The organism is Micromonospora sp. NPDC049529 (genome assembly GCF_055586685.1).
This window is the reverse complement of sequence record NZ_JBVJHT010000008.1, coordinates 284,760-308,788: the sequence shown is the minus strand read 5'-3', so window position 1 is coordinate 308,788 and position 24,029 is coordinate 284,760. Positions and strand designations below refer to the sequence as shown.

At 73.0% G+C, this 24,029-nt stretch carries 4 protein-coding genes; all 4 read right to left on the bottom strand.

Annotation, left to right across the window (positions count from 1 at the left end; all coding sequences use genetic code 11):
• Nucleotides 1-14 precede the first annotated feature (14 nt).
• Genes ACZ6QQ_RS16345 through ACZ6QQ_RS16330 form a run of 4 tightly spaced genes read right to left on the bottom strand, consistent with a single transcriptional unit; the run spans nucleotide 15 to nucleotide 24,019 of the window.
• A complete protein-coding gene (locus ACZ6QQ_RS16345) occupies nucleotides 15-4,901 on the bottom strand; it encodes a beta-ketoacyl synthase N-terminal-like domain-containing protein (RefSeq protein ID WP_465877085.1) in 4,887 nt (1,628 codons plus the stop codon).
• Complete coding sequence (locus ACZ6QQ_RS16340; RefSeq protein WP_465877084.1) at nucleotides 4,894-11,499, bottom strand: SDR family NAD(P)-dependent oxidoreductase; 6,606 nt, start codon at nucleotides 11,497-11,499, stop codon at nucleotides 4,894-4,896. Before ACZ6QQ_RS16340 ends, ACZ6QQ_RS16345 begins: the two co-directional genes overlap by 8 nt.
• Entirely contained in the window at nucleotides 11,496-17,099 is a 5,604-nt protein-coding gene (locus tag ACZ6QQ_RS16335) for a type I polyketide synthase (protein WP_465877082.1), read from the bottom strand. The genes ACZ6QQ_RS16340 and ACZ6QQ_RS16335 overlap by 4 nt, the downstream gene beginning before the upstream one ends.
• Nucleotides 17,096-24,019 carry an SDR family NAD(P)-dependent oxidoreductase gene (locus ACZ6QQ_RS16330; RefSeq protein WP_465877081.1) on the bottom strand — a complete coding sequence of 2,308 codons (6,924 nt, stop codon included), beginning with the start codon at nucleotides 24,017-24,019 and terminating at the stop codon, nucleotides 17,096-17,098. The genes ACZ6QQ_RS16335 and ACZ6QQ_RS16330 overlap by 4 nt, the downstream gene beginning before the upstream one ends.
• Nucleotides 24,020-24,029: the final 10 nt, after the last annotated feature.

The window sequence follows — 24,029 nt, the reverse complement described above, 5'->3', positions numbered from 1 at the left end:
GAATGTGTCGGGGGTCAGGTCAGGTTCGTCGGTGTGGCGGCCGGGGTGGCCGGCCGGGCCAGGTCGACAGTGAGCCGCCGGGTGAGCGCGGCCAGCAGGTCGGCCCGCTCCCGCTGGACGAAGAAGTGGTCGCCGGGGAGCAGTTCGACGGCGAACTCCCCGGTGGTCTGGCTGCGCCAGGCGTCCAGCGACTCCTCGGACACCTTGTCGTCGCGTCGGCCGCCGAACACGGTCAGCGGCACGGACAGCGGCGACTCGGTGTGGTGGATGCGGGTCTCCACCATGGCGAAGTCCGCCCGGATCACCGGCAGGTACAGCGCGATCGCCTCCGGGTCACGCAGCATCTCCTCCGGGGTGCCGTCCATCGCCCGCAGCTTCTCGATCAGCTTCGCTTCGGGCAGCCGGTGCAGCGGCGGCTCCGGGTCCGGCACGTGCGGGGCCCGCGCCGCCGACACGTACAGGTGTGCCGGACCGGGCAGCCCTTCCCGACGCAGGTACCGGACCAGTTCGAAGGCGATCAGGCCGCCCATGCTGTGCCCGAACACCGCGTACGGGCGGTCGAGGTGCCCGCGCAGCACGGTGCCGAGCGTGGCGGCCAGCTCGGACATCCGGGTGAACGCGGGTTCCCGGTGCCGCTGCTCCCGGCCGGGGAGCTGGATCGGGCACACGTCGACCCCGTCGGGGAGGCTGTCGGCCCAGCCCCGGAAGAGGGCGGCGCTGCCCCCGGCGTACGGCAGGCAGAACAGCCGCAGCCGGGCCGTCGGGTCGGCGGCGCGCTGGCCCAGCCAGTCGGCCGGATCCATGCTGACGTCGGCGGTGGCTGGCCGGGACCGGCGGGCCACGATCCGCCGTGGCACCCGCACCGGCACGTCGTCCGAGGGCGACTCCGAGGCAGCGGGCGGCGTGGCCTCCGGGGTGCCGCCGTCGGCCTGGTCGAGGACGTGCGCGACGATCCGGGCGACCGAGATGCCGGACAGGAACTCCTGCGGGGTGATCTGCGTGCCGTACATCACCCGCAGCCGGTTACGCAGCTCGAAGACCATCAGCGAGTTCAGGCCCAGCCCGAGCAGCGCCTGGTCCACGTCGAGCTGCCGGGGTTGCAGGCCGAGCACCGCCGCGATCTGCTCGCGCAGGTACCCGGTGAGCACCGCCTGCCGCTGGTCGGCGGGGACGGTCAGCAGCGCCTTGAGGCTGGTCGGCGCGGCGGCCGGCACCGTCATCCCGGTTGCTGTCGGCAGGACGGCCGGGGCGCCGAGTTCGGACCGCAGTGGCCCGACGACCTGCGCAGGGGCCGACGCCGGGTCGGCGACCGGGGCCGCGCCCCGGGTCACGCGCAGTCCGGTCAGCTCGGCGACCACCCGCAGGTCGGGGTCGAGCAGGCGGACGTCGCCGGTGAGGCTGTCGTCGTCGACCTCCCGGAGCGTGACGTGCGCCCACAACTCGCCGGTCGCCGGCCGTAGCACGCGCAGCCGGGCGATCTCGGCGACCCGGTGCGCGGCGGAAGCAACGGCCGGGTCCGGCGCGATCACCGGGAGCAGGTCGGCGACGCCGTGCAGCAGCCGCCAGTCCAGCGGCGACCCGTCCGTCGAGGCCGCCACGGTCAGCGACGCCAGCAGTTCGCCGTCGCCGCGCCACAGCCCACGTACGGTGTCCGCGCCCGCGCCGCCGGCCAGTCCGGCCGCCGCCCGGCTCGCCCGGTACGCCGCACCGGGGATCTCGGTGGCGCAGCGCTGCCGTACCGCGTCGGGCGCCTCCCGGGGCGGCACGACCGGCCGCCCGGCGGGGGCGGCCCGCAGGCTGCCCTGGACGTGCCCGGTCCACGGCCCGGTGTCGTCGCCGGCGGGGCGGCTGTGCACCTGCCACCGGGCGCTCCCGTCCCGCAGCCCGGTCGTGGCCACCTGGACGACGCTCCCCCGGCTGGACGGGACGGCCGGGCCGGCGACGGTCACGTCGGTGAGCACCACCGCCGGCGACCCGGTGAGCGTGCTGGCGGCGGTCAGCGCCAGGTCGAGGTGTACGGCGGCGGGCAGGTCCGGCTCGCCGGCCAGCCCTGGCCGGGACACCCGGTCGACGGGGAGTTCCCAGAAGTGTTCGCTGCCGGGCACGGCCGCCCGCAGGTAGCGCTGCGTCGACACCGCCGTGCTGGGAGCCGGGCCGGCCGGGTCGAACTCCAGCCAGCAGCGCTGCCGCTGCCACGGGTACGCGGGCAGCCGCAGCACCGTCCGGTCGACCGGGTGCTGACGACGGAAGTCGACCCGCCGACCGAGCGCCCAGAGCGCGCCGAGGGTGCCGAGCAGTACGGTCCGCTCGTCCTCGTCGCGGCGCAACGACGGCAGCGCGACCACGGTGGCGTCCGCGTGCCGGGCGCACTGCTCCACCGAGGGGAGCAGGATCGGGTGCGGGCTGATCTCGATGACCGCCGTCGGCGCGGCCGTCACGAGCTGCCCCAGCACCGTGGCGAACAGCACTGGTTCACGCAGGTTGTCGGCCCAGTACTCGGCGGTGAACTCCCGGCCGTCGGTGGGCTGCCCGGTCACCGTGGAGTGGATCGGCACCGACGACGCGCGGGGGCGCACCGGCCGCAGTTCGGCGAGCAGGTCCGCGCGGAGTTCGTCCACCTGCGGGCTGTGCGAGGCGAAGTCCACCCGCACCTGCCGGCAGAACACGTCCTGCTCGGTGAGCGTCTTCAGCACGGTCTCGATGGCGGTGGTGGCCCCGGACAGCACGGTGGAGGTGGGGCTGTTGCTCACCGCGATGGCTAGCTGGTCCTCCAGGCCGGCGATGGCCGCCCGCGCCTCGGCCAGCGGCAGCTCCACCACGGCCATCGTGCCCCGGCCCCGGATGCGCCGCACCAGGGCGCTGCGCCGGCAGATCACCCGGGCCGCGTCGTCGAGGGTGAGCGTTCCGGCGACGTGGGCCGCCGCGACCTCGCCCATCGAGTGCCCGACCACCGCGTCCGGGACGATGCCCCAGGAGCGCCACAGCGCGGCCAGGGCCACCTGCACCGCCCAGGTCATCGGCTGCACCACGTCGATCTCGGCGAGCTGCGAGGACGCCTCGTCGGCGCGCAGCTCGTCCAGGAGCGACCAGGTGACGTACGGGCGCATCGCCGCCGCGCACTCCTCGATCGCCTGCCGGAACACCGGTTCGGTGTCGAGCAGCCGCCGCCCCATGCCGACCCACTGGCCGCCCTGCCCGGGGAACACGAACACCAGCCGGCGGCGGACGTGCTGCGACCGGTCGCCGCCGGTCATGCCGGGCCGGACCGCGCCGTCGCGGTACGCGCCGAGCCGGTCGACCAGTTCGGCCCGCGAGGCGAAGGCGACCGCCAACCGGTCGTCGAGGTGGGTGCGGCGCAGGCTCGCCGTGTAGCAGAGGTCGTCCAGGTCGACGCCCGGGTCGGCGACCAGTTCCCGGTACGCCCCAGCCAGGTCCCGCAGCGCGCCCGGGTCGTGCGCGGACAGCGGCAGCAGCCGACCCCGGTCCGCCGGCCCGGCCGCAGGCGGGGTGTCGGCCGGCGGTGGGGGTTCCTCCACGACCATGTGCACGTTGGTGCCGCCGAAGCTGAGCGAGGTCACCCCGGCCAGCAGCGGCCCCTCGTACGGCCACGGGCCGGACCGGTCCTGCACCCGCAGCCGGTAGTCGTCGAACGGGATGTGCGGGTTGCCCTCGGTGTAGTGCAGGCTCGCCGGGAGCTGGCGGTGTTTCATCGCCAGCACCACCTTGAGCAGCCCGGCAAGGCCGCCGACCATCTGCAGGTGCCCGATGTTGGTCTTGACCGAGCCGATCATCAGGGGCCGGTCGGCGGGGCGGCGCGACCCGAGGATCGTGCCGAGCGCCTGCGCCTCGATCGGGTCACCGAGGATCGTGCCGGTGCCGTGCGCCTCGACGTACTGCACCGCCGCCGGGTCGACGCCGGACCGCTCGTACGCCTCGCGGAGCATCGCCTCCTGGGAGAGCCGGCTCGGCGCGGTCAGGCCGTTGCTGCGGCCGTCCTGCACGACGGCGCTGCCACGCAGCAGCGCGTGGATCGGGTCGCCGTCGGCCAGCGCCTGGGACAGCGTCTTGAGCACCACCGCGGCCACGCCCTCGCCGAGCACGATGCCGTCACCCTGGGCGTCGAACGCCTTGCAGCGACCGTCCGGGGCCATCACGCCCAGCTTGGTGAACCAGACGAACCCCTCCGGCTTGAGGAAGAGACCCGCCCCGCCGGCGAGGGCCATCGTGCAGTCGCCGCTGCGCAGGCTCTCGCAGGCCTGGTGCACGGCCAGCAGCGACGACGAGCAGACCGCGTCCATCGTGTAGCTGGGGCCACGCAGGTCGTACACGTAGGACACCCGGTTCGCCACGATCGACCCGAACGACCCGGTGGCCGTGTAGACGTTGGCCAGGTCCGGGTTGTTGAAGTTGAGCCAGCCGTACTCGCTGTGCGCCAGTCCGATGAACACGCCGGTGCGGCTGCCCTGCAACTGGGCGCGTACCTGCCCGGCGTCGTCGAACGCCTCCTGGACGACCTCCAGCATCAGCCGCTGCTGCGGGTCCATGTTCGCCGCCTCCCACGGCGAGATCCCGAAGTAGGCAGGGTCGAAGCCGTCGATCCCGTCGAGGAAGCCGCCCCAGCGGGTGCTCATCTTCCCGGGCGTCTCCGGGTCCGGGTCGTAGTACGCGTCCACGTCCCACCGGTCGGTGGGCATCTCCCGGATGACATCCTCGCCGTCGCGCAGCAGGTGCCAGAACGATTCCGGGTCGTTGGCGCCGCCGGGCAGGCGACAGCCTATCCCGATCACCGCGATCGGCTCGTGTCTGGCCCGTTCCACCTCGTCGAGTTGGGCACGTAGTTCCCGGATGCCCAGCAACGCCCGTTGCAGCGGGGTCAGGTTCGGGGCGGGGCTCTCACTCATGGCGGTCCCATTTCCGTGTTTCGGAGAGTTCCTGTTCCAGCAGTGCCTCGACCTCGGCGTCGGAGAGCTGGCCGATCTCCGCCAGCCAGGTGTCCCGGTCCCCGGCGACGGCCGGTGCCGTCCGGGCCGCGGTCGCCTGCGCCGCGGGCGAAGCCGGAGCCGGCTTCGCCTCGGTCGGCTGGAGGTCCCCGGCGACGAAGTCGGCCAGCGCCTCGACGGTCGGGTAGTCGAACAGCACGGTCGCCGGCAGTGACCGGTCGACGCTGAGACTGAGCGCGTTGCGCAGTTCCACCGCCATCAGCGAGTCCAGGCCGAGCTCGTTCAGCGGACGTCGGGTGTCGAGGGTGTGCGCGGCCGCCAGACCGAGCACCCGCGCCGCCAACTCCCGGATGTGCGCCACGATCAGGTCGGTTCGGTCGTCCGGGGCGGCTTCCGCCAGGAGGGTCAGCAGCGCCCGGTGGTCGCTGCCGCCGCCGGTCGGCCCGCCGCCCGGCCCGGCCACCGCGTCGGCCAGGTCGTCCAGCAGCGGCGGGCGCAGCCCGGTCGGGTACTGCCGCAGGTAGGCGCCCCACTCGACGGCCACCACCCCGACCTGCGCCCGGTCGTCGGCGGCCAGCAGCGCGGCCAGCTCGGCCATGCCCTGCTCCGGTTCGAGCAGGCCCATGCCGCGTAGCGCCCACTGCCGGTCGCCCCGGTCGTCCACGGACGCGGCCATGCCCGCGCCACGCCACGGACCCCAGTTGACGCTCAACCCGGGCAGGCCCTGCCTGCGGCGTTCGGCGGCGAGCAGGTCCAGGAAGGCGTTGCCGGCCGCGTAGTTGCCCTGCCCGGCCGAGCCGAGCAGCGACGCCACCGACGAGAAGAGCGCGAAGAAGTCCAGGTCGAGGCCCTGGGTGGCGCGGTGCAGGTGCCACGCCCCGGCCAGCTTCGGACCGAGCACCCGGGCGAACCGGGACCACTCCTGCTGGAGCAGCACCCCGTCGTCGAGCACCCCGGCCGCGTGCACCACGCCGCGCAGCGGCGGCAGGGACGCGCTGATCTCGTCGACGACCCGGGCCACGTCGTCCGCGCGGGCGATGTCGGCCCGGACCACCTCCACCCGGGCCCCGGCCTCGCGCAGCGCCTCGACCGCCGGCCGGGTGGCGTCGGTGACGCCACTGCGGCCCACCAGCACCAACGTCCCGGCCCCCCGGGCGACCAGCCAGCGCGCCACGTGCAGGCCCAACCCGCCCAGGCCACCCGTGATCAGGTACGTCCCGTCGGCCCGGACCAGGTCGGCGGCGTCGCCTGCCATGGGGTCGGTGTGGCTGACGACGACCTTGCCGACGTGCCGGGCCTGCGCCATGTACCGGAACGCGTCGACCGCCCGGGGGAGCGGGAAGACCCGCCGGGGCAGCGGACGCAGCGTCCCCGTCTCGAACCGGCGCATCAGCTCAGCCAGCAGGACGCGCACCGTCCCCGGCTCGTCCCGGGAGAGTTCCACCAGGTCGAAGGCGGTGTAGGTGATGTCGTCCCGGAACGCGGCCACCTGTCCGGCGGACCAGATCTCCCGTTTGCCGATCTCCACGAACCGGCCACCGGGGCGGAGCAGCCGCAGGCTCTCCACGATGAAGTCCCCGGTCAGCGAGTTGAGGACGACGTCCACGCCGGCCCCGCCCGTCTGTTCGCGGATCTGGGCGGCGAAGTCGAGCGTGCGGGAGTGGAACACGTGCCGGACCCCGAGCCCGGTCAGCACCGGCCACTTGCGGGGGCTCGCCGTCGCGTAGACCTCGGCGCCGACCGCCCGGGCGAGCTGCACGGCGGCCAGGCCCACCCCGCCGGCCGCCGCGTGCACCAGCACCCGGTCCCCCGGGGCGAGCCGGGCGATGTGCTCCAGCGCGTACAACGCGGTCAGGAAGGTCACCGGGATCGTCGCCCCGTCCGCGTCCCCGACCACCGCCGGCAACGGCGCGACCAGGTCGGCGTCCACCGTGACGAAGCTGCCGAAGCTCGCCGGGGCCAGGGCGACCACCCGGTCCCCCACCGCCAGGCCGGACACGTCCGCGCCGACTCCGACCACCTCGCCGACACACTCCAGGCCCAGCGGGCCCGCCTCACCCGGGTACATGCCGAGCGCGTTGAGCACGTCCCGGAAGTTCAGGCCGGTGGCCCGGACCCGCAACTCCACCTGGCCGGCGGCCGGGGCGCGGCGGGCCACCGGCCGGAGCACCAGTTGGTCCAGCACACCCGGGGCGCCGACCTCCAGCCGGAACGACTCGACGCCAGGCCGGGTCAGGTGCCGCCGGTCGTCGTCCGCGCACCGGCCCAGCCGGGCCACGTGCCGATTCTCGGCGCGCAGCGCGACCTGGTCGTCGCGTCCACCGGCGTGCAGCTCGGCGACCAGCGACGCCGCGTCGTCCCCGGTCCCGGCCGGGTCCAGGTCGATACGGGTGCAGCGCAGCTCCGGGTGCTCCAGCGCCACCGTGCCCGCCAGGCCCCACAGCGGTGCCTGACCGAGCGCGTACGGCCCGGCCGGCTCGCCGACCGGCTGCGCTCCCCGGGTCACCAGGTACGTGCGGGGCGGCTGGTTCCGGGTGGCCAGCGCCCGGACCAGGTGCAGGACGCTGCCGAGGACGACCCGCTGGGCGTCCTGGAGGACAGCCGGGTCCGCGTCCGGGTCGGCGGGCACGTCCAGCGCCCACAGGTGCAGCACCCCACGCCAGCCGTCGCCGGGTGTCTCGTCGAGCAGCCGGGTCAGGTCCTCCGGGCGGTCCGGGTCGATCCGGTACCCGTCCGGTCCCGCCCCGTACTGCTGTCCCTGGTGAACGAACGTGCAGGTGTGGCCCCCGGCGGTCAGCGACGCCGCGACCTCCTGCCCGAGCCCGCCCTGGTCGGCGAAGACCAGCCAGCGTCCCGGTGCGACCTGGTCACCGCCTGCCTCGACCGGGCCGACGACCGGCCAGGTGATCTCGTAGCGCAGCCCGTCGGCGCCGGCGCTCGCCGGACGCACCGCAGCCGGGTCCACGTGACGCAGTCGCAGTCCGCGCAGCTCCACCACGGTCCGCCCGGCCGAGTCCACCACCAGCACGTCGCCCATTACGTCGGACGCGGTGTCCCGGGTCCACGCGTACGCGCGCAGTTCGTGCTGGTCGGCGGGCGTTGCCGTCCGAAGCTGCTCCACCCGGAACGGGACGTGGATCGCCAGCCCGTCCGCCGGCTGCGGCCGGGTCAGCCCCAGCAGTTGGAAGCACGCGTCCAGCAGGCCCGGGTGCACCGGGTACGGCACCGACCGGTCGAGCTGCTCCGGGACCCGGATCACGCTGGTCGCCACGCCGTCGCCGGTGTGCACGTCGGTCAGCCAGCGGAAGCTCGGGCCGAGGTCGAGGCCGGCGTCGGTGACCCGCCGGTAGAACGCGTCCAGGTCGGCCAGGGGCCGGTCGCAGCGCGCCCCCAGCTCCGCCAGGTCGGCCGGCGGCTCCGCCGGGTGGGCGTCGGCGTCCAGCCCGGCCGTGGCGTACTCGGTCCAGGCCCCGTCGTCGAAGGTGACCAGCCGCAGGGTCGCGTCTTCCGAGGTCAGGACGGTCTGCACGGTGCGCTCGCCCGACTCGGGGAGCAGCAGCGGCTGGGCGAAGAGGACATCCCGCAGCCCCGCCGTCGTGGCGCCCGCCTCACCGGCCGCCGCCAGCAGCATGGCCACGTGGTGGGCGCCGGGTACCACCACCTGGTCGTGCAGCCGGTGCTCGGCCAGGAGCGGATGGTCGGTCACGCCCAGCGTGGCCTCGAAGACCGTGTCCCGCAGCGACGGCGTACGCAGCCGCTGCCCGAGCAGCCGGTGGTCCCCCGACCGTCGCCGGCTCCGTACTCCCGGCGTCGGTGCCGCCCAGTAACGCTGGCGTTGGAACGGGTAGGTGGGCAGGTCGACCGAGGCGGTCGACAACCCGCCGGTGACAGACTTCCAGTCCAGGTCCACGCCCTGGGTGTAAAGGGTGGCGACGGCGGTCAGCATCTGCTGCCAGTCGTCCCGGTTCCGCCGCAGCGACGGCACCCACGCCACACCGGTGTCGTCGGTTACCGACTGCCTGGCGGCGGCCAGCAGCACCGGGTGCGGGCCGATCTCCTGCACCACCGTGCAGCCCTGACCGACGACGGTCGCCGCCCCGTCGGCGAACCGCACCGGCGCCAGCACGTGGTCGACCCAGTAGCCGGGCTTGCTGATCTCCTGGCCGGCGACACCACCGGTCACGTTGGACACGACGGTGCGCTTGGCCGACTTGAAGGCGACCGTCTCGGCGACCTTCCGGAACGCCGGCACCATCGGTGCCATCAACGGCGAATGGAACGCGTGCGACACGTGCAGGGCGGTCGTCTTCACCCCGTCGGCGGCGGCCTTCTCCCGTACCACTGCCACCGCGTCGGCCGGGCCGGCGACCACGGTCTCGACCGGGCTGTTCACCGCCGCGACGACGGCGTCGGTACCGGCGAGAAGGGACGTCACCTTCTCGGCCGGCAGGGACACCGCCAGCATCGCCCCACCAGCGGGAAGCGCCTGCATCAGCCGGCCCCGCGCCGCGACCAGCCGGAGTCCGTCCTCCAGCGAGAACACCCCCGCCACGCACGCCGCCACCAGTTCACCGACGCTGTGACCGGCAACCACCTCCGGCTCCACGCCCCAGTGCCGCCACAGCGTCGCCAACGCCCACTCGACGGCGAACAGCGCCGGCTGGGTGAACCCGGTCTGGTCCAGGAGTTCCTGGGTAACCTCGTCCGTGCCTGGAAACAGCACCTCCAGCAGCGGTCGGTCCAGCTCGCCGGCCAGCAGCTCGGCACAGCGGTCGAGTTCAGCGCGGAACACCGGCTCCGACTCGTACAGCGCACCGGCCATGCCCACCGACTGGGCACCCTGACCGGTGAACAGCCACGCCAGCCGGGGCCGGCTGCCGGTGGCGACCACCCCGTGGGCCACCGACCGGTGCTCTTCACCGGCCAACCAACCCCGCAACCGTGCTGCCGCCTCCGCGGCGTCCGAGGCCACCACCGCTAGACGGTGCGGGAAGTGACTCCGCGACACCCCCGCCGCCGCACACACCGACCCGAGCGACGGCCCACCCTCCAACAGGTCTGCGTACCGCTGCGCGACGACACGCAACGCCACGCCGCCCCGCGCCGACAACGGCAGGACGTGTACGTCGCGCGTCAGCGCGATGTCGGGGGCCTCCGCCGCCGGCGCCTCGGCCACGATCACGTGGGCGTTCGTCCCGCTCATGCCGAACGAGCTGAGGCCGGCCACTCTCGGCTTCTCGCCGCGCAGCCAGGGCGTGGGTGCGATGGGCACCTGGACGGGCAGCTCCGCCCAGTCGATGTGCGGGTTCGGCGTACGCAGGTGCAGGTGCGGCGGCAACTGCTCGTGCCGCAACGCCAGCACCAGCTTGATCAGGCCGGCCATCCCGGCCGCCGCCTCCAGGTGCCCGATGTTCGTCTTCACCGAACCGACCAGCACCGGACGATCCGCGGGCCGGTCCCGGCCGAGGACGGCGGCGAGCGCGCGTACCTCGATCGGGTCACCGAGGGAGGTGCCGGTGCCGTGTGCCTCGACGTAGTCGACATCGGCAGGTGAGATCGCCGCGTCGGCCAGCGCCGTCCGGATCAGCTCCTGCTGGGCGAGGCCGTTCGGCACCGTGAGGCCACCGCTCGGGCCGTCGTGGTTGACCGCCGTACCGCGAACCACCGCGAGCACCCGGTCACCGTCGCGCTGCGCGTCCGACAGCCGCTTCAACACGACGACCCCGCAACCCTCACCACGGCCGTAACCGTCGGCGGCGGCGTCGAACGTCTTGCACCGGCCATCGACGGCCAGGGCGCGCATCTTCGACAGGGTGATGAACGCGTCCGGGGCGAGCATGGCGTTGACCCCGCCGACCAGCGCGAGGTTGCTTTCGCCCGTGCGGAGGCTGCGCGCGGCCAGGTGCAGCGCGACCAGCGACGACGAGCACGCGGTGGTCACCGCCATACTCGGCCCCTGGAGCCCCAGCAGGTACGACAACCGGCCAGCCGGGAAGCTCAGGTCGTTGCCGGTGCCGGCGTACAGGTCGAGCTGGCCGGGGTCACCCGCACCGGTCTGCAACTGGAGGTAGTCGTTGGTCATGATGCCGACGTAGACCCCGGTCGGCGTGCCGACGAGCCGGTCCGGCACCTGACCGGCGTGCTCCAGGGCCTCCCAGGCGACCTCCAGGAGCATGCGCTGCTGCGGGTCGAGGCTGGCCGCCTCCCGGGGTGCGATGCCGAAGAAGGCCGGGTCGAACTGGTCGACGCCGTCCACGAAGTGGCCCTCGCGGGGGTACATCTTGCCCGGGCGGTCCGGGTCAGGATCGTGGTAGTCGGCCAGGTCCCAGCGTTCGCGTGGCACCTCGGCGGCGGCGTCCACGCCGTCGCGCAGCACCCGCCAGAAGGACGACAGGTTGTCGCCACCGCCGGGAAAGCGGCAGCTCGCCCCGATGATCGCGATCGGCTCGTGCTGCGCCCGCCGCACCTCGTCGAGTTCGGCCTCCAGCTCCTCGATGGCGACGAACGCGCGCAGGAGCGCGGACTGCTGCTGCTCGGCCCGCGTCGAGTCCTCGGTCACTTCCTTCTCCGCTCAGCGAGGGCGGCGAGTTTCTTCGCCAGCAGGTCTTCCAGGTCGTTCTCGGAGAGGTCCTTGAGTCGGTCCATCGCGTCCGTACGGGCGGCCGGCTCTTCCGGTTCCGCCTCCTCCGGGCCGCTCACGTCCAGGACCAGGACGTCCTGGGCGAGGTAGGTGGTGAGCGCCTCGACGGTCGGGTACTCGAACACCACCGTCGACGGCAGGGGCTTGCCGAGCTGGCTCTGCAGGGTGTTCTTCAGCTCGATCGCCATCAACGAGTCGAGGCCGATCTCGAAGAACTTCTGCCTCGGTTCCAGGTGGTACGTGGCCGGCAGGCCGAGCACCGCGACCACCTGCCCGCGGACGTGCTGCCGGAGCAGGTCGAGGCGGTCCTGCGGCGCGGCCGCCGCGAGCCGTTCGGCCAGTCGTGGCCCCGGCGTGGTCACGGCCGCCCGCCGCTCCCCGGCGCGCGCCGTCCGGGCCAGCTCCCGCAGCAGCGCCGGTTCGTCCCCGGGCGGGAACCGCCGCAGGTACGTCGACCAGGTGACCGGCAGGACACCGACCTGGACCGGGTCGGCGTGCAGGATCTGCTCCAGCACCTCGATGCCCTGCTCGGGGGTGATACCGCCGATGCCAAGGGCGGCCCAGCGTCCCTCGCTCTGGCCTGCCCGCGCCGCCATCCCGGCCTCGGTCCACGGCCCCCAGTTGACGCTCACCGCCGGCAGGCCCAGTGACCTGCGGTGGTGCGCCAGCCCGTCGAGGAACGCGTTCGCGGCGGCGTAGTTGGCCTGCCCGGTGGAGCCCAGCAGCGAGGCCGCCGAGGAGAACAGCACGAAGAAGTCGAGCGGCAGGTCGCGGGTGGCCTGGTGCAGGTTCCACCCGCCCGCGACCTTGGGGGCCAGCACCCGGACGAAGTTCTCCCACGGCTGCTGGAGCAGCACCCCGTCGTCGAGGACACCGGCGGCGTGCACCACGCCGCGCAGCGGCCGGTCGGCCGGGATCGCCGTAAGCAGGCGGGTCACGTCGTCGGCGCGCGTCACGTCGGCCTGGGCCACCGTGACGGCGGCACCCGCCCGCCGCAGGTCGTCGAGGACCGTCGCGGTCGCGCCGGTCGGCTCCCGCCGACCGACCAGGATCAGATGCCCGGCACCACGCGCCACCAGCCAGCGCGCGACCGCCAGGCCCAGCGCACCGAGGCCCCCGGTGATCAGGTACGTCCCGTCGCCGGCCACGGTCACCGCCGGGTCTCCGGCCGGAACGGTCCGCTGCGGCACGAGCCGGGCGGCCAGCCGCTCTCCCCCGCGTACGGCGATCCGGTCGCCGGTCGGCGGTGCGAGCAGTTCCCCAACCAGTGCGGCGGCGGCCTCGGTGTCGGTGGCTGCCGGATCGAGGTCCACCTGTCCGCCCCACAGTTCGGGGTGCTCCAGTTCGACCACATTGCCCAGGCCCCAGAGCGGGGTCTGCGCCACGGCCACCGTTGCCTGGCCGGCCGGGAAGGCACCCCGCGTGACCAGGTGCAGCCGCGCCGCAGTCCCGCCCGCCACGGCGGCCAGTCCCCGGAGCAGGTGCAGCGCGGCCCGCAACGTCCGCGCCTGGGCGACGTCGAGGCCGGCCAGTTCCGGCTCGCCGTCGGCCGGGATCGCCCCCCACAGCAGCACGGCACCCCGGAACGGAATGTCCCGGTCGGCGGCCACGGTACGGAGCAGGCTCGTGACCTGGGTGGGGTCGGCCGGATCGACCTGCCAGGTGTGCTCGCCGACCGCCTCCTGGGACAGGCCGGGGTGCACGACGACCACCTGGTGTCCCCTCGCCCGCAGCGCGGCGGCCACGGCCGTGCCGACACCGTTCCGGTCGGCGCAGAGCAGCCAGCGTCCGGGGCCTTCCGCAGGGGCGGACGCCGCGGGCTGCGGCTGCCACGCGATCTCGTGCAGGAGGCCCGTCGCCTGGGACTGGCCGGCGCGCAGCAGCGCGGACCGTTCGGCTCGCTTGAGGTGCAGCCCCCGGGACTCGGCCACCACCTGACCGTCGTCGTCGATCAGTCGGACGTCGGCGGTGAGCGTCTCGTCGTTCGGGTCGCTGCCGGGACGCAGTCGGGCGTGTCCCCACAGCGGACGGTCGGCGGGATGAGCCCGGTGCAGCCGGAACCGGTCCAGCCCGAGCGGCACGTAGACGGCGAACTCCCGGCCGGCGGTGGGCAACGTCGCGCCGACGATCTGGAAGCTGGCGTCGATCAGGCCGGGGTGCAGCACGTACCGGTCCTGACGGTCCGTGTCCTCGACGGCGCGCATCCGGCACAGAGCTTCGCCGTCCCGCCGCCAGATCCGGCTCTGCCAGCGGAACCCGGCATCGAGTTCGAGCCCGTCCCGCCAACCGCTGTCGTAGAACCAGTCGACGTAGTCCGGGTCGGCGGTGCACCGCTCCTGGACGACGGCGGGCGTCTCGTGTGGCGTACCGCTCTCGTCGTCAGCCGGGCGCAGGGTGGCGGTGGCGTGGGTCGTCCAGGTCGGGTCGTCGGTGCTGCGGCTGACCAACTGGATCGGCGCCCCGTCGTCGGTGGCGGTCCCGATGACCACCTGCACCACTCGGGCCTGACCGTCGGCCAGCAGCATCGGCTGCGGGAAGACCACGTCCGCGATCGCGGTCGCGGTGCCCTGGCTGTCGGTGGCAGCGGCCAGCATCGTCAGGTGGTGGGCACCGGGCACCACGATCTGGTCGTAGATGCGGTGCTCGGTGAGCAGCGGATGGGATGCCGGGGCCAACGTGGTCTCGAAGACGGTGCCGGCGAGCGCGGGCGAGGTGAGGTTCCGTCCGAGCAGCGGATGCGTGCCGCCCTCGGCGGGCGGGTTCGCGTTCTGCCGAGGAGCGACGGATGCCCAGTAACGCTGGCGCTGGAAGGGGTAGGTCGGCAGGTCGACCGAGGCGGTCGACACACCGCCGGTGACCGCCGTCCAGTCCAGGTCCACGCCCTGGGCGTAAAGGGTGGCGACGGCGGTCAGCATCTGCTGCCAGTCGTCCCGGTTCCGCCGCAGCGACGGCACCCACACCACGTTGGTGTCGTCCTCGACGGACTGCCTGGCGGCGGCCAGCAACACCGGGTGCGGGCCGATCTCCTGCACCACCGTGCAGCCCTGACCGACGACGGTCGCCGCCCCGTCGGCGAACCGCACCGGAGCCAACACGTGATCGACCCAGTAGCCGGGCTTGCTGATCTCCTGGCCGGCGACACCACCGGTCACGTTGGACACGACGGTGCGCTTGGCCGACTTGAAGGCGACCGTCTCGGCGACCTTCCGGAACGCCGGCACCATCGACGCCATCAACGGCGAATGGAACGCGTGCGACACGTGCAGGGCGGTCGTCTTCACCCCGTCGGCGGCGGCCTTCTCCCGTACCACTGCCACCGCGTCGGCCGGGCCGGCGACCACGGTCTCGACCGGGCTGTTCACCGCCGCCACCACGACGTCGGTACCGGCGAGAAGGGACGTCACCTTCTCGGCCGGCAGGGACACCGCCAACATCGCCCCGCCCGCCGGCAACGCCTGCATCAGACGACCACGTGCCGCCACCAACCGGAGTCCGTCCTCCAGCGAGAACACCCCCGCCACACACGCCGCCACCAGTTCACCGACGCTGTGACCGGCAACCACCTCCGGCTCCACACCCCAGTGCCGCCACAGCTTCCCCAACGCCCACTCCACCGCGAACAGCACCGGCTGGGTGAACCCCGTCTGGTTCAGGAGGTCCTGGGCGACGTCGCCTTCGCCTTGGAACAACACCTCCAACAACGGCCGGTCCAGCTCACCGGCCAGCAACTCCGCGCACCGGTCGAGTTCCGCGCGGAACACCGGCTCCGACTCGTACAGACCCCGGGCCATGCCCACCGACTGGGCACCCTGACCCGTGAACAGCCACCCGATTCGCGGCCGGCGACCGGCCTCGACCACACCGTGGGTTGTCGACCGGTGCTCGTCGCCGGCCAACCAGCCGCGCAGACGCGTCGCCGCCTCGGCGGCGTCCGACGCCACCACCGCTAGACGGTGCGGGAAGTGACTCCGCGACACCCCCGCCGCCGCACACACCAACCCGAACGACGCCCCGCCCTCCAACAGGTCTGCGTACCGCTGCGCGAGGACACGCAACGCCGCACCGTCCCGCGCCGAGAGTGGGAGGACGTGCACCGGACGTGTCGGCGCGGCGGCCGGGGCCTCCGCTGCTGGTGCCTCGGCCACGATCACGTGGGCGTTCGTCCCGCTCATGCCGAACGAACTCACCCCGGCGATCCGGGGCCGCTCGTTCCGGGGCCACGGCCGCCCGTCGGCGGTCACCTCGACCGGCAGCTTCTCCCAGTCGATGTGCGGGTTCGGCGTACGCAAGTGCAGGTGCGGCGGAATCGTCTCCTGCTGCAGCGCCAGCACGAGCTTGATCAGACCGGCTATCCCGGCAGCCGCCTCCAGGTGACCGATGTTCGTCTTGACCGAACCGACCAGCACCGGACGATCGGGCGCGCGTCCCTCACCGAGCGCGGCGGCCAGCGCGTCGATCTCGATCGGGTCACCCAGGGAGGTGCCCGTACCGTGGGCTTCGACGTAGTCGATGTCGGCCGGGGTGACGCCCGCGTCGGTGAGGGCGGTGCGGATCAGTTCCTGCTGCGCGAGCCCGTTCGGCACGGTCAGCCCGGAACTCGGCCCGTCATGGTTCACCGCCGAACCCCGGATCACCGCCAGAACCCGATCACCGTCACGCCGCGCGTCCGACAACCGCTTCAACACCACAACCCCGCAACCCTCACCACGGCCGTAACCATCAGCGGAGGCATCGAAGGTCTTACACCGACCATCCGGCGACAACGCCTTGGTGCGGGACAGGTAGATCGTGCCCTCGGGGGTCAGGACCAGGTGCACGCCACCGGCAAGGGCGAGGTTCGACTCGCCGGACCGCAGGCTGCGACACGCCAGGTGCACGGCGACCAGCGACGACGAACACGCCGTGTCGACGGCCAGGCTCGGCCCCTGCAACCCGAGCAGGTACGACAGCCGCCCTGCGGCGACGCTGAACGCGTTGCCCGTGCCGGTGTACGCGTCCATGGTGGCCGGGTCGGCGGAACGGAGCATCAGGGAGTAGTCGTCGGTGCCGATGCCGACGAACACCCCGGTGCGGCTGCCCACCAGTCGGGCCGGGACCTGACCGGCGTGCTCCAACGCCTCCCACGCCACCTCCAACAACAACCGCTGCTGCGGATCCAAACTCACCGCCTCACGAGGCGACACCCCAAAGAACCCCGCATCAAAACCATCCACCCCAGACACAAAATGACCCCACCGCGTATACATCCGACCCGCCACATCCGGATCACCATCAAAAAACTCATCCACATCCCACCGATCCCCCGGCACCACACCAACACCCTCACCACCAGCCGCCAACAACTCCCAGAACCCACCCGGACCCACAACCCCACCCGGAAAACGACAACCCACACCCACCACCGCGATCGGTTCGGGTGCGGAACGCTTCGCTGCGTCGAGACGCTTCTGGAGGTCGAGGACCAGGAGCGCGAGGCGCTTGGGCGGCAGGTTGGCCAGCCGCTCGTGGAGGTCGCTCATGATGCCTGTCCTTCTACGCCTGAACTGTCTGCGAACATGCGGTCGATCTCGTCGTCGGACATCTGCTCGAGGTTGTCGAGCAGGGCACCCAGCTCGTCGTCCTCGGGTTCCGCCGTCTGCGGTGGGGCCCCGCTCCGGCCAGCGTCCGGCGCACCGAAGATCGCCTGTTGGAGGTAGCCGACGACGGCGTCGATGGTCGGATAGTTGAAGAGCAGCGTGGCGGGTAGCTCGTACTCGAAGGCGGCCTGGACACGGTTCTTGAACTCCAGCGCCATCAGCGAGTCCAGACCGAGGTCGAAGAGCCCCTTCTGCGGGTCGAGCGACGCCTCGTCGAGCATGAGGATCTTCTCGAGTTCCCGGGTCACGTAGTCGGTCAGCGCGGTCCGGCGGCTCGCGTCCGGCAGGGCCGCGTACTGCGTACGCAGGCGGGGGGCGGTCGTCGTGTCGGCCGATGCCCCGGCGACCGCCGGCTCCCGCCGGACGACCTCCGCCAGCAGGGGACGTTCCGCGCCGAGCGGGTACCGCTCGGCGTACCGGGACCAGTCGACCGGCAGGACGCCGACCTGGGTCACCCCGCGCGCCATGATCCGTTCGAGCACCCGGATGCCCTGCTCCGGTGGAATGATGCCGATGCCCCGCTCGGTCCAGCGCTGCTGGTCGCGGTCGGTGAGGCTGGCGGCCATGCCGGAGTCGCCCCACGCACCCCAGTTGACGCTGACCGCCGGCAGCCCGGAGGCACACCGGTGGTGGGCGAGCACGTCGAGGAAGGCGTTCGCCGCCGCGTAGTTGCCCTGGCCCGGCGCACCGAGCAGGGAGGCGATCGAGGAGAACAGGACGAAGTGGTCCAGGGGCAGGTCCCGGGTGAGGGTGTGCAGATGCCACGCCCCGTCGACCTTCGGCGCGAACACCCGCGCGAACCGTTCCCAGCTCTGCTGGTGCAGCACGCCGTCGTCGAGCACGCCGGCCGCGTGGAAGACGCTCCGCAGTGGCGGCATGGTGGTGCCGATCTCGTCGAGGACGCGTCGTACGTCGTCCGCGTCGCCGACGTCGCCGCGCATCACCCGTACGTCGGCACCCTGTGCGGTGAGGTTTCGCAGCGTCTCCACGGTGGCCTCGGACGGCGGGCGGCGGCCGACCAGGACGACGTGTCGGGCACCCCGGTCCACCAGCCACCGGGCGACGAGCAGGCCGAGCGCACCAAGGCCACCAGTGACCAGGTGGGTACCCTCTGCCGTGATCTGCACGGGGCTGGCGGGCAGGGTGGCGGCAGCTCGGGTGACCCGGGCGACGCGGCTGCGGCCGTCGCGCCACGCGAGTTGGTGCTCGCCGCTGGCCGACCGGACAGTCCGCACGATGGTGGCCGCCGGGTCGCCGGCTTGGGGGTCGAGGTCGATCAGGCCGCCCCACAGGGTGGGGTGTTCCAGGCCGACGACGCTGCCCAGCCCCCAGACCGGGGCCTGGTGCGGAGTGCCGGGCGTGGTGGTGCCGCCGACCGGCTGGCCGCCTCGGGTGACGACCCGGATCTTCGGCGGTTCCGCCAGTTCGAGTGGTGCCAGTGCCTGCACGAGGTGCAGCAGACCGGCGCAGTCACGCAGGTGGGCGGCGTGCAGCGCATCGGGGGCCGCGGCGGTGTGGTCAAGGCTCCAGAGGTGCACGATGCCGGTGAGGCCGCCGCCCACCTCCGCGAGAAGCTGGCGGAAGTGGTCCGGCTGGTCGGGCGTGACCTGCCACTCGTCGTCGGCGAGGGCGGCGTACGAGTCTCCGGCGCGAACCAGATGGCAGCGGGCGCCCTCGGCACGCAGCAGCGCGGCGACGGACTCGGCGACGCCGCCGGCGTCCGCGAGGAGCAGCCAGTTGCCCGGGTCGGCGTCGGCGGCTGCCTCAGGCAGGTCGTACGGTCGCCAGCTCAGCTCGTACAGCCAGTCGGCCTGCGGGTCGGTGTGGCCCGGGGAGATCTGGGCGAGGCGGGACGTGTCGACCCAGTACCGCTTTCGCTGGAACGGGTACGTGGGCAGGTCGACCGAGGCGGTCGACACACCACCGGTGACAGACTTCCAGTCCAGGTCGACACCCTGGGCGTAGAGGGCCGCGACGGCGGTCAGCATCTGCTGCCAGTCGTCCCGGTTCCGCCGCAGCGACGGCGCCCACACCACGTTGGTGTCGTCCTCGACGGACTGCCTGGCGGCGGCCAGCAACACCGGGTGCGGGCCGATCTCCTGCACCACCGTGCAGCCCTGACCGACGACGGTCGCCGCCCCGTCGGCGAACCGCACCGGAGCCAACACGTGGTCGACCCAGTAGCCGGCGGACGCGATGCTCCGGTCCGCGACCTGACCGGTCACGTTCGACACCACGGTCCGCTTGGCCGGATGGAAGGCCACCGTCTCGGCGATCTGCCGGAACGCCGGCACCATCAACGCCATCAACGGCGAATGGAACGCATGCGACACGTGCAGGGCCGTGGTCCTCACCCCGTCGGTAGAGAGCCGGTCGGCCAACATCTCCGCTGCCTCGACCGGACCGGCCACCACCGTCTCGACCGGGCTGTTCACCGCCGCCACGACGAGATCGGTACCCGCCAGCAGCGGGACCACCCGCTCCTCGGGCAACGCCACCGCCAGCATCGCCCCGCCCGCCGGCAACGCCTGCATCAGACGACCCCGTGCCGCCACCAACCGGAGTCCGTCCTCCAGCGAGAACACCCCCGCCACACACGCCGCCACCAGTTCACCGACGCTGTGACCGGCAACCACCTCCGGCTCCACACCCCAGTGCCGCCACAGCTTCCCCAACGCCCACTCCACCGCGAACAGCACCGGCTGGGTGAACCCCGTCTGGTCCAGGAGATCCTGGGCGGCCTCGTCCGCGCCCGGGAACAGCACGGTTAACAACGGCCGGTCCAGCTCACCGGCCAGCAGCTCCGCGCACCGGTCGAGTTCCGCGCGGAACACCGGCTCCGACTCGTAGAGGGTGCGTGCCATGCCCACCGACTGGGCACCCTGGCCCGTGAACAGCCACCCGATTCGCGGCCGGCGACCGGCCTCGACCACACCGTGGGTCACCGACCGGTGCGCGTCGCCCGTTAGCCAACCCCGCAACCGCGTCGCCGCCTCGACCGCGTCCGATGCCACCACCGCTACCCGGTGCGGGAAGTGGCTCCGCGACACGGCCGCCGCCGCACACACCAACCCGAACGACACTCCCCCAGGGGCCTCCAACAGATCCACGTACCGCTGGGCGAGGGCGCGCAACGCCGCGTCGTCCCGCGCCGACAACGGCAGGACGTGTACGCCCCGGGACGGCAACGGCGCTTCCACCGCGTCCAGAACGGGTGCCTCGGCCACGATCACGTGGGCGTTCGTCCCGCTCATGCCGAACGAACTCACCCCGGCGATCCGGGGCCGCTCGCTGCGGGGCCAGGCGGTCGGGGCGACCGGGATCTCGGCCGGGATCGTGTCGAGGGCGATCCGGGGGTTGACGGTGTGGAAGTGGAGCTGCGGCGGTAGTTGCTCCTGCTGTAGCGCCAGCACCGACTTGATCAGGCCGGCCACTCCGGCCGCCGCCTCCAGGTGGCCGATGTTGGCCTTGACCGAGCCGAGTCGCAGTGGCCGGTCCGGGGTACGGCGGTCACCGAGCACGCTGCCCAGGGCGGCCACCTCGATCGGGTCGCCGAGGGGCGTACCGGTGCCGTGCGCCTCGACGTAGTCGACGTCGGTGGGCGAGATGCCGGCATCGGCCAGCGCGGTACGGATCAGTTCCTGCTGCGCCAGACCGTTCGGCACGGTCAGCCCGGAACTCGGCCCGTCATGGTTCACCGCCGAACCCCGGATCACCGCCAGAACCCGATCACCGTCACGCCGCGCGTCCGACAACCGCTTCAACACCACAACCCCGCAACCCTCACCACGGCCGTAACCATCAGCGGAGGCATCGAAGGTCTTACACCGACCATCCGGCGACAACGCCTTGGCCCGGGACAGGAAGATGTACGACTCCGGGATGATCATGAGGTTGACGCCGCCGGCGAGGGCGAGGTCGGACTCCCCGGAGCGCAGGCTGCGACAGGCCAGGTGCACGGCGACCAGCGACGACGAACAGGCCGTGTCGACCATGAGGCTCGGCCCCTGCAAGCCGAGCAGGTACGACAGCCGGCCGGCCACGGCGCTGCCGATGCCCCCGGTGCCGTAGTAGGTGTCGATGATCGTGGGATCGGCGAGCTTGAGCTGGAGTTGCATGTACTCGTTGCTGATCAGCCCGACGAACACCCCGGTGCGGCTGCCCACCAGTCGGGCCGGGACCTGACCGGCGTGCTCCAACGCCTCCCACGCCACCTCCAACAACAACCGCTGCTGCGGATCCAAACTCACCGCCTCACGAGGCGACACCCCAAAGAACCCCGCATCAAAACCATCCACCCCAGACACAAAATGACCCCACCGCGTATACATCCGACCCGCCACATCCGGATCACCATCAAAAAACTCATCCACATCCCACCGATCCCCCGGCACCACACCAACACCCTCACCACCAGCCGCCAACAACTCCCAGAACCCACCCGGACCCACAACCCCACCCGGAAAACGACAACCCACACCCACCACCGCGATCGGTTCGCTTGTCGGCCGAGGTGCGGCGTGCTGGCCGAGGGCAAGCAGGGCCTGCTTGACCGGGGAGAGCCCAGTCGGGTCGCCGAGGTGCCGGCGGAGCAGGGTGAGGGCCTCGTCCTCGGAGAGTGCGGCCAGCGCGTCGGCGGTGGGCAGGTCCCCGCCGGCGGCGCGGCGGGGCGGCTCCAGGGTCTCGATCCGGAAGACCTCGCGGGCGAGGTAGTCGCTGAGCGCGGCGACCGAGGCGTACTGGAAGACGACGGTCAGCGGCAGTGAGTGCGTGTCGCCGAGGGCCCGCTGGAGCCGGTTCTGGAGGTCGACGGCCATCAGGGAGGTCATGCCGAGGGCGAAGAAGCCCTGCCGGGGGTCGACCGGACTGTCGTCCTCGGTGCCGAGGGTGGCGGCGACCAGGTCGTTGACCGCGTCGGCGATCCGGGCCCGCCGCTCGGCGGGGGGTGCCGCGACGATCTCACGGACCAGGGCGGGCACCTCGGGCGTCCGGTCGGCGCGGGCGGCGGGACGGGACTCGATCCAGTAGCGCTTGCGCTGGAACGGGTAGGTGGGCAGGACGATCCGGGTCGGCGCCGCAGCGGGGGTCGCCGGGTCGGTGCCCTTCACGTACGCCTCGGCCTGCCCGCCGGGATCACTGCCCGGCGCGTCCCCGGCGGTACCCGGGTCGGACGGCCCGGTCGGGTCGGCCACGCCGTGCCGGACGGCGGGCTGGTCGGCGCCGGCGAGCCAGTCGGCCAGCCGGTCGGCGGCGGTGGCCCGGTCCGGGGCGAGGACGGCGAGCCGGTGCGCGAAGTGGGTCCGACCGGTGGCGGCGGTCGCGCAGACGGCGGCCAGGTCGGGGGCGTCCGGGGCGCGGAGCAGGGTGACGTACCGCTCGGCGAGGGCACGCAGCGCCGGGGCGGTCCGGGCGGAGAGCGGCAGCAGCAGCGGGGTGGAAGCGTCGGCCGCAGCAGGGACCGCAGGCTGCGGCGCTTCGGCGACGACGAGGTGGACGTTCACGCCGCCGAGGCCGAAGGAGTTGACCCCGGCGAGTCGGGTCCGGTCGCCGGCAGGCCAGGGCAGCGGCGTGTCGGGCAGCACGAACGGCGCGTCGGCCAGTCCGGTCTGCGGGTTGAGCGTGGTGAGGTGCAGGTGCGGGGGGATGGTGCCGTGCCGCAGGGCGAGGACCACCTTGATCAGGCTGGCGACGCCGGCGGCCAGTTCCAGGTGGCCGACGTTGGTCTTGACCGAGCCGAGCGCGCACGGCTGGTCGGGGTCGCGGTCGACGCCGAAGACGCGGGTGAGGGCGGTCGCCTCGACCACGTCGGCCAGTGGGGTGCCGACGCCGTGCGCCTCGATCAGGTCGACCTGCCCGGGGGTGACGCCGGCGTCCCGCAGGGCCCGCCGGACGACCGCCTCCTGGGCGTGGGCGTCGGGGGCGGTCAGCGCCTCCCCGCGTCCGTTCTGGTTCATGGCCGAGCCGCGGATCACGGCCAGGATCGGGTCGCCGTCGCGCTGGGCGTCGGCGAGTCGCTTGAGGACGACCATCCCGGCGCCCTCGCCGCGTACGTACCCGTCGGCGGCGGCGTCGAAGCTCTTGCACCGCCCGTCGGCGGCCATCATCCAGGTCTGGGAGAGCCCGATGGTGGCCTTGGGCGAGAGCATGAGGTTGACGCCGCCGGCGAGCGCCACCTGGGTGTCGCCGGCGCGCAGGCTCTGGCAGGCGAGGTGCACGGCGACCAGGGACGACGAGCAGCCGGTGTCCAGCGCCAGGCTCGGCCCCCGCAGGTCCAGCAGGTACGACAGCCGGTTCACGGCGACGCTGAGGGCGTTGCCGGTGACGAAGTAGGCGTTGAGGTTGGCCGGGTCGTCGAAGGCGACCGAGGCGTAGTCGTCGGTGCCGATGCCGACGAACACCCCGGTCGCGCTGCCGGCGAGCCGGGCCGGGACGATGCCGGCCCGTTCCAGCGCCTCCCAGGTGACCTCGAGGAGCATCCGGTGCTGCGGGTCCATGCTGGCCGCCTCGCCGGGTGAGATGCCGAAGAAGTGCGGGTCGAACCGGTCCACGTCGTCGACGAAGCCGCCCCAGCGGGTGTTGGCTCTGCCCGGCTCGGCGAGGTCGGGGTCGTAGAGGGCAGCCGCGTCCCACCGGTCCGCCGGGACCTCGGTGATCGCGTCCCCGCCGTCGACGAGCAGACGCCAGAACGCGTCGGCGTCGGGCGCGCCGGGGAACCGGCAGCTCAGACCGACGACGGCGATCGGCTCAGCGGCGGGCCGGGACGACAGTCGATCGTCGTCCCGGCGGCTGCGCTCCAGTGCCATGGGGGCTCGA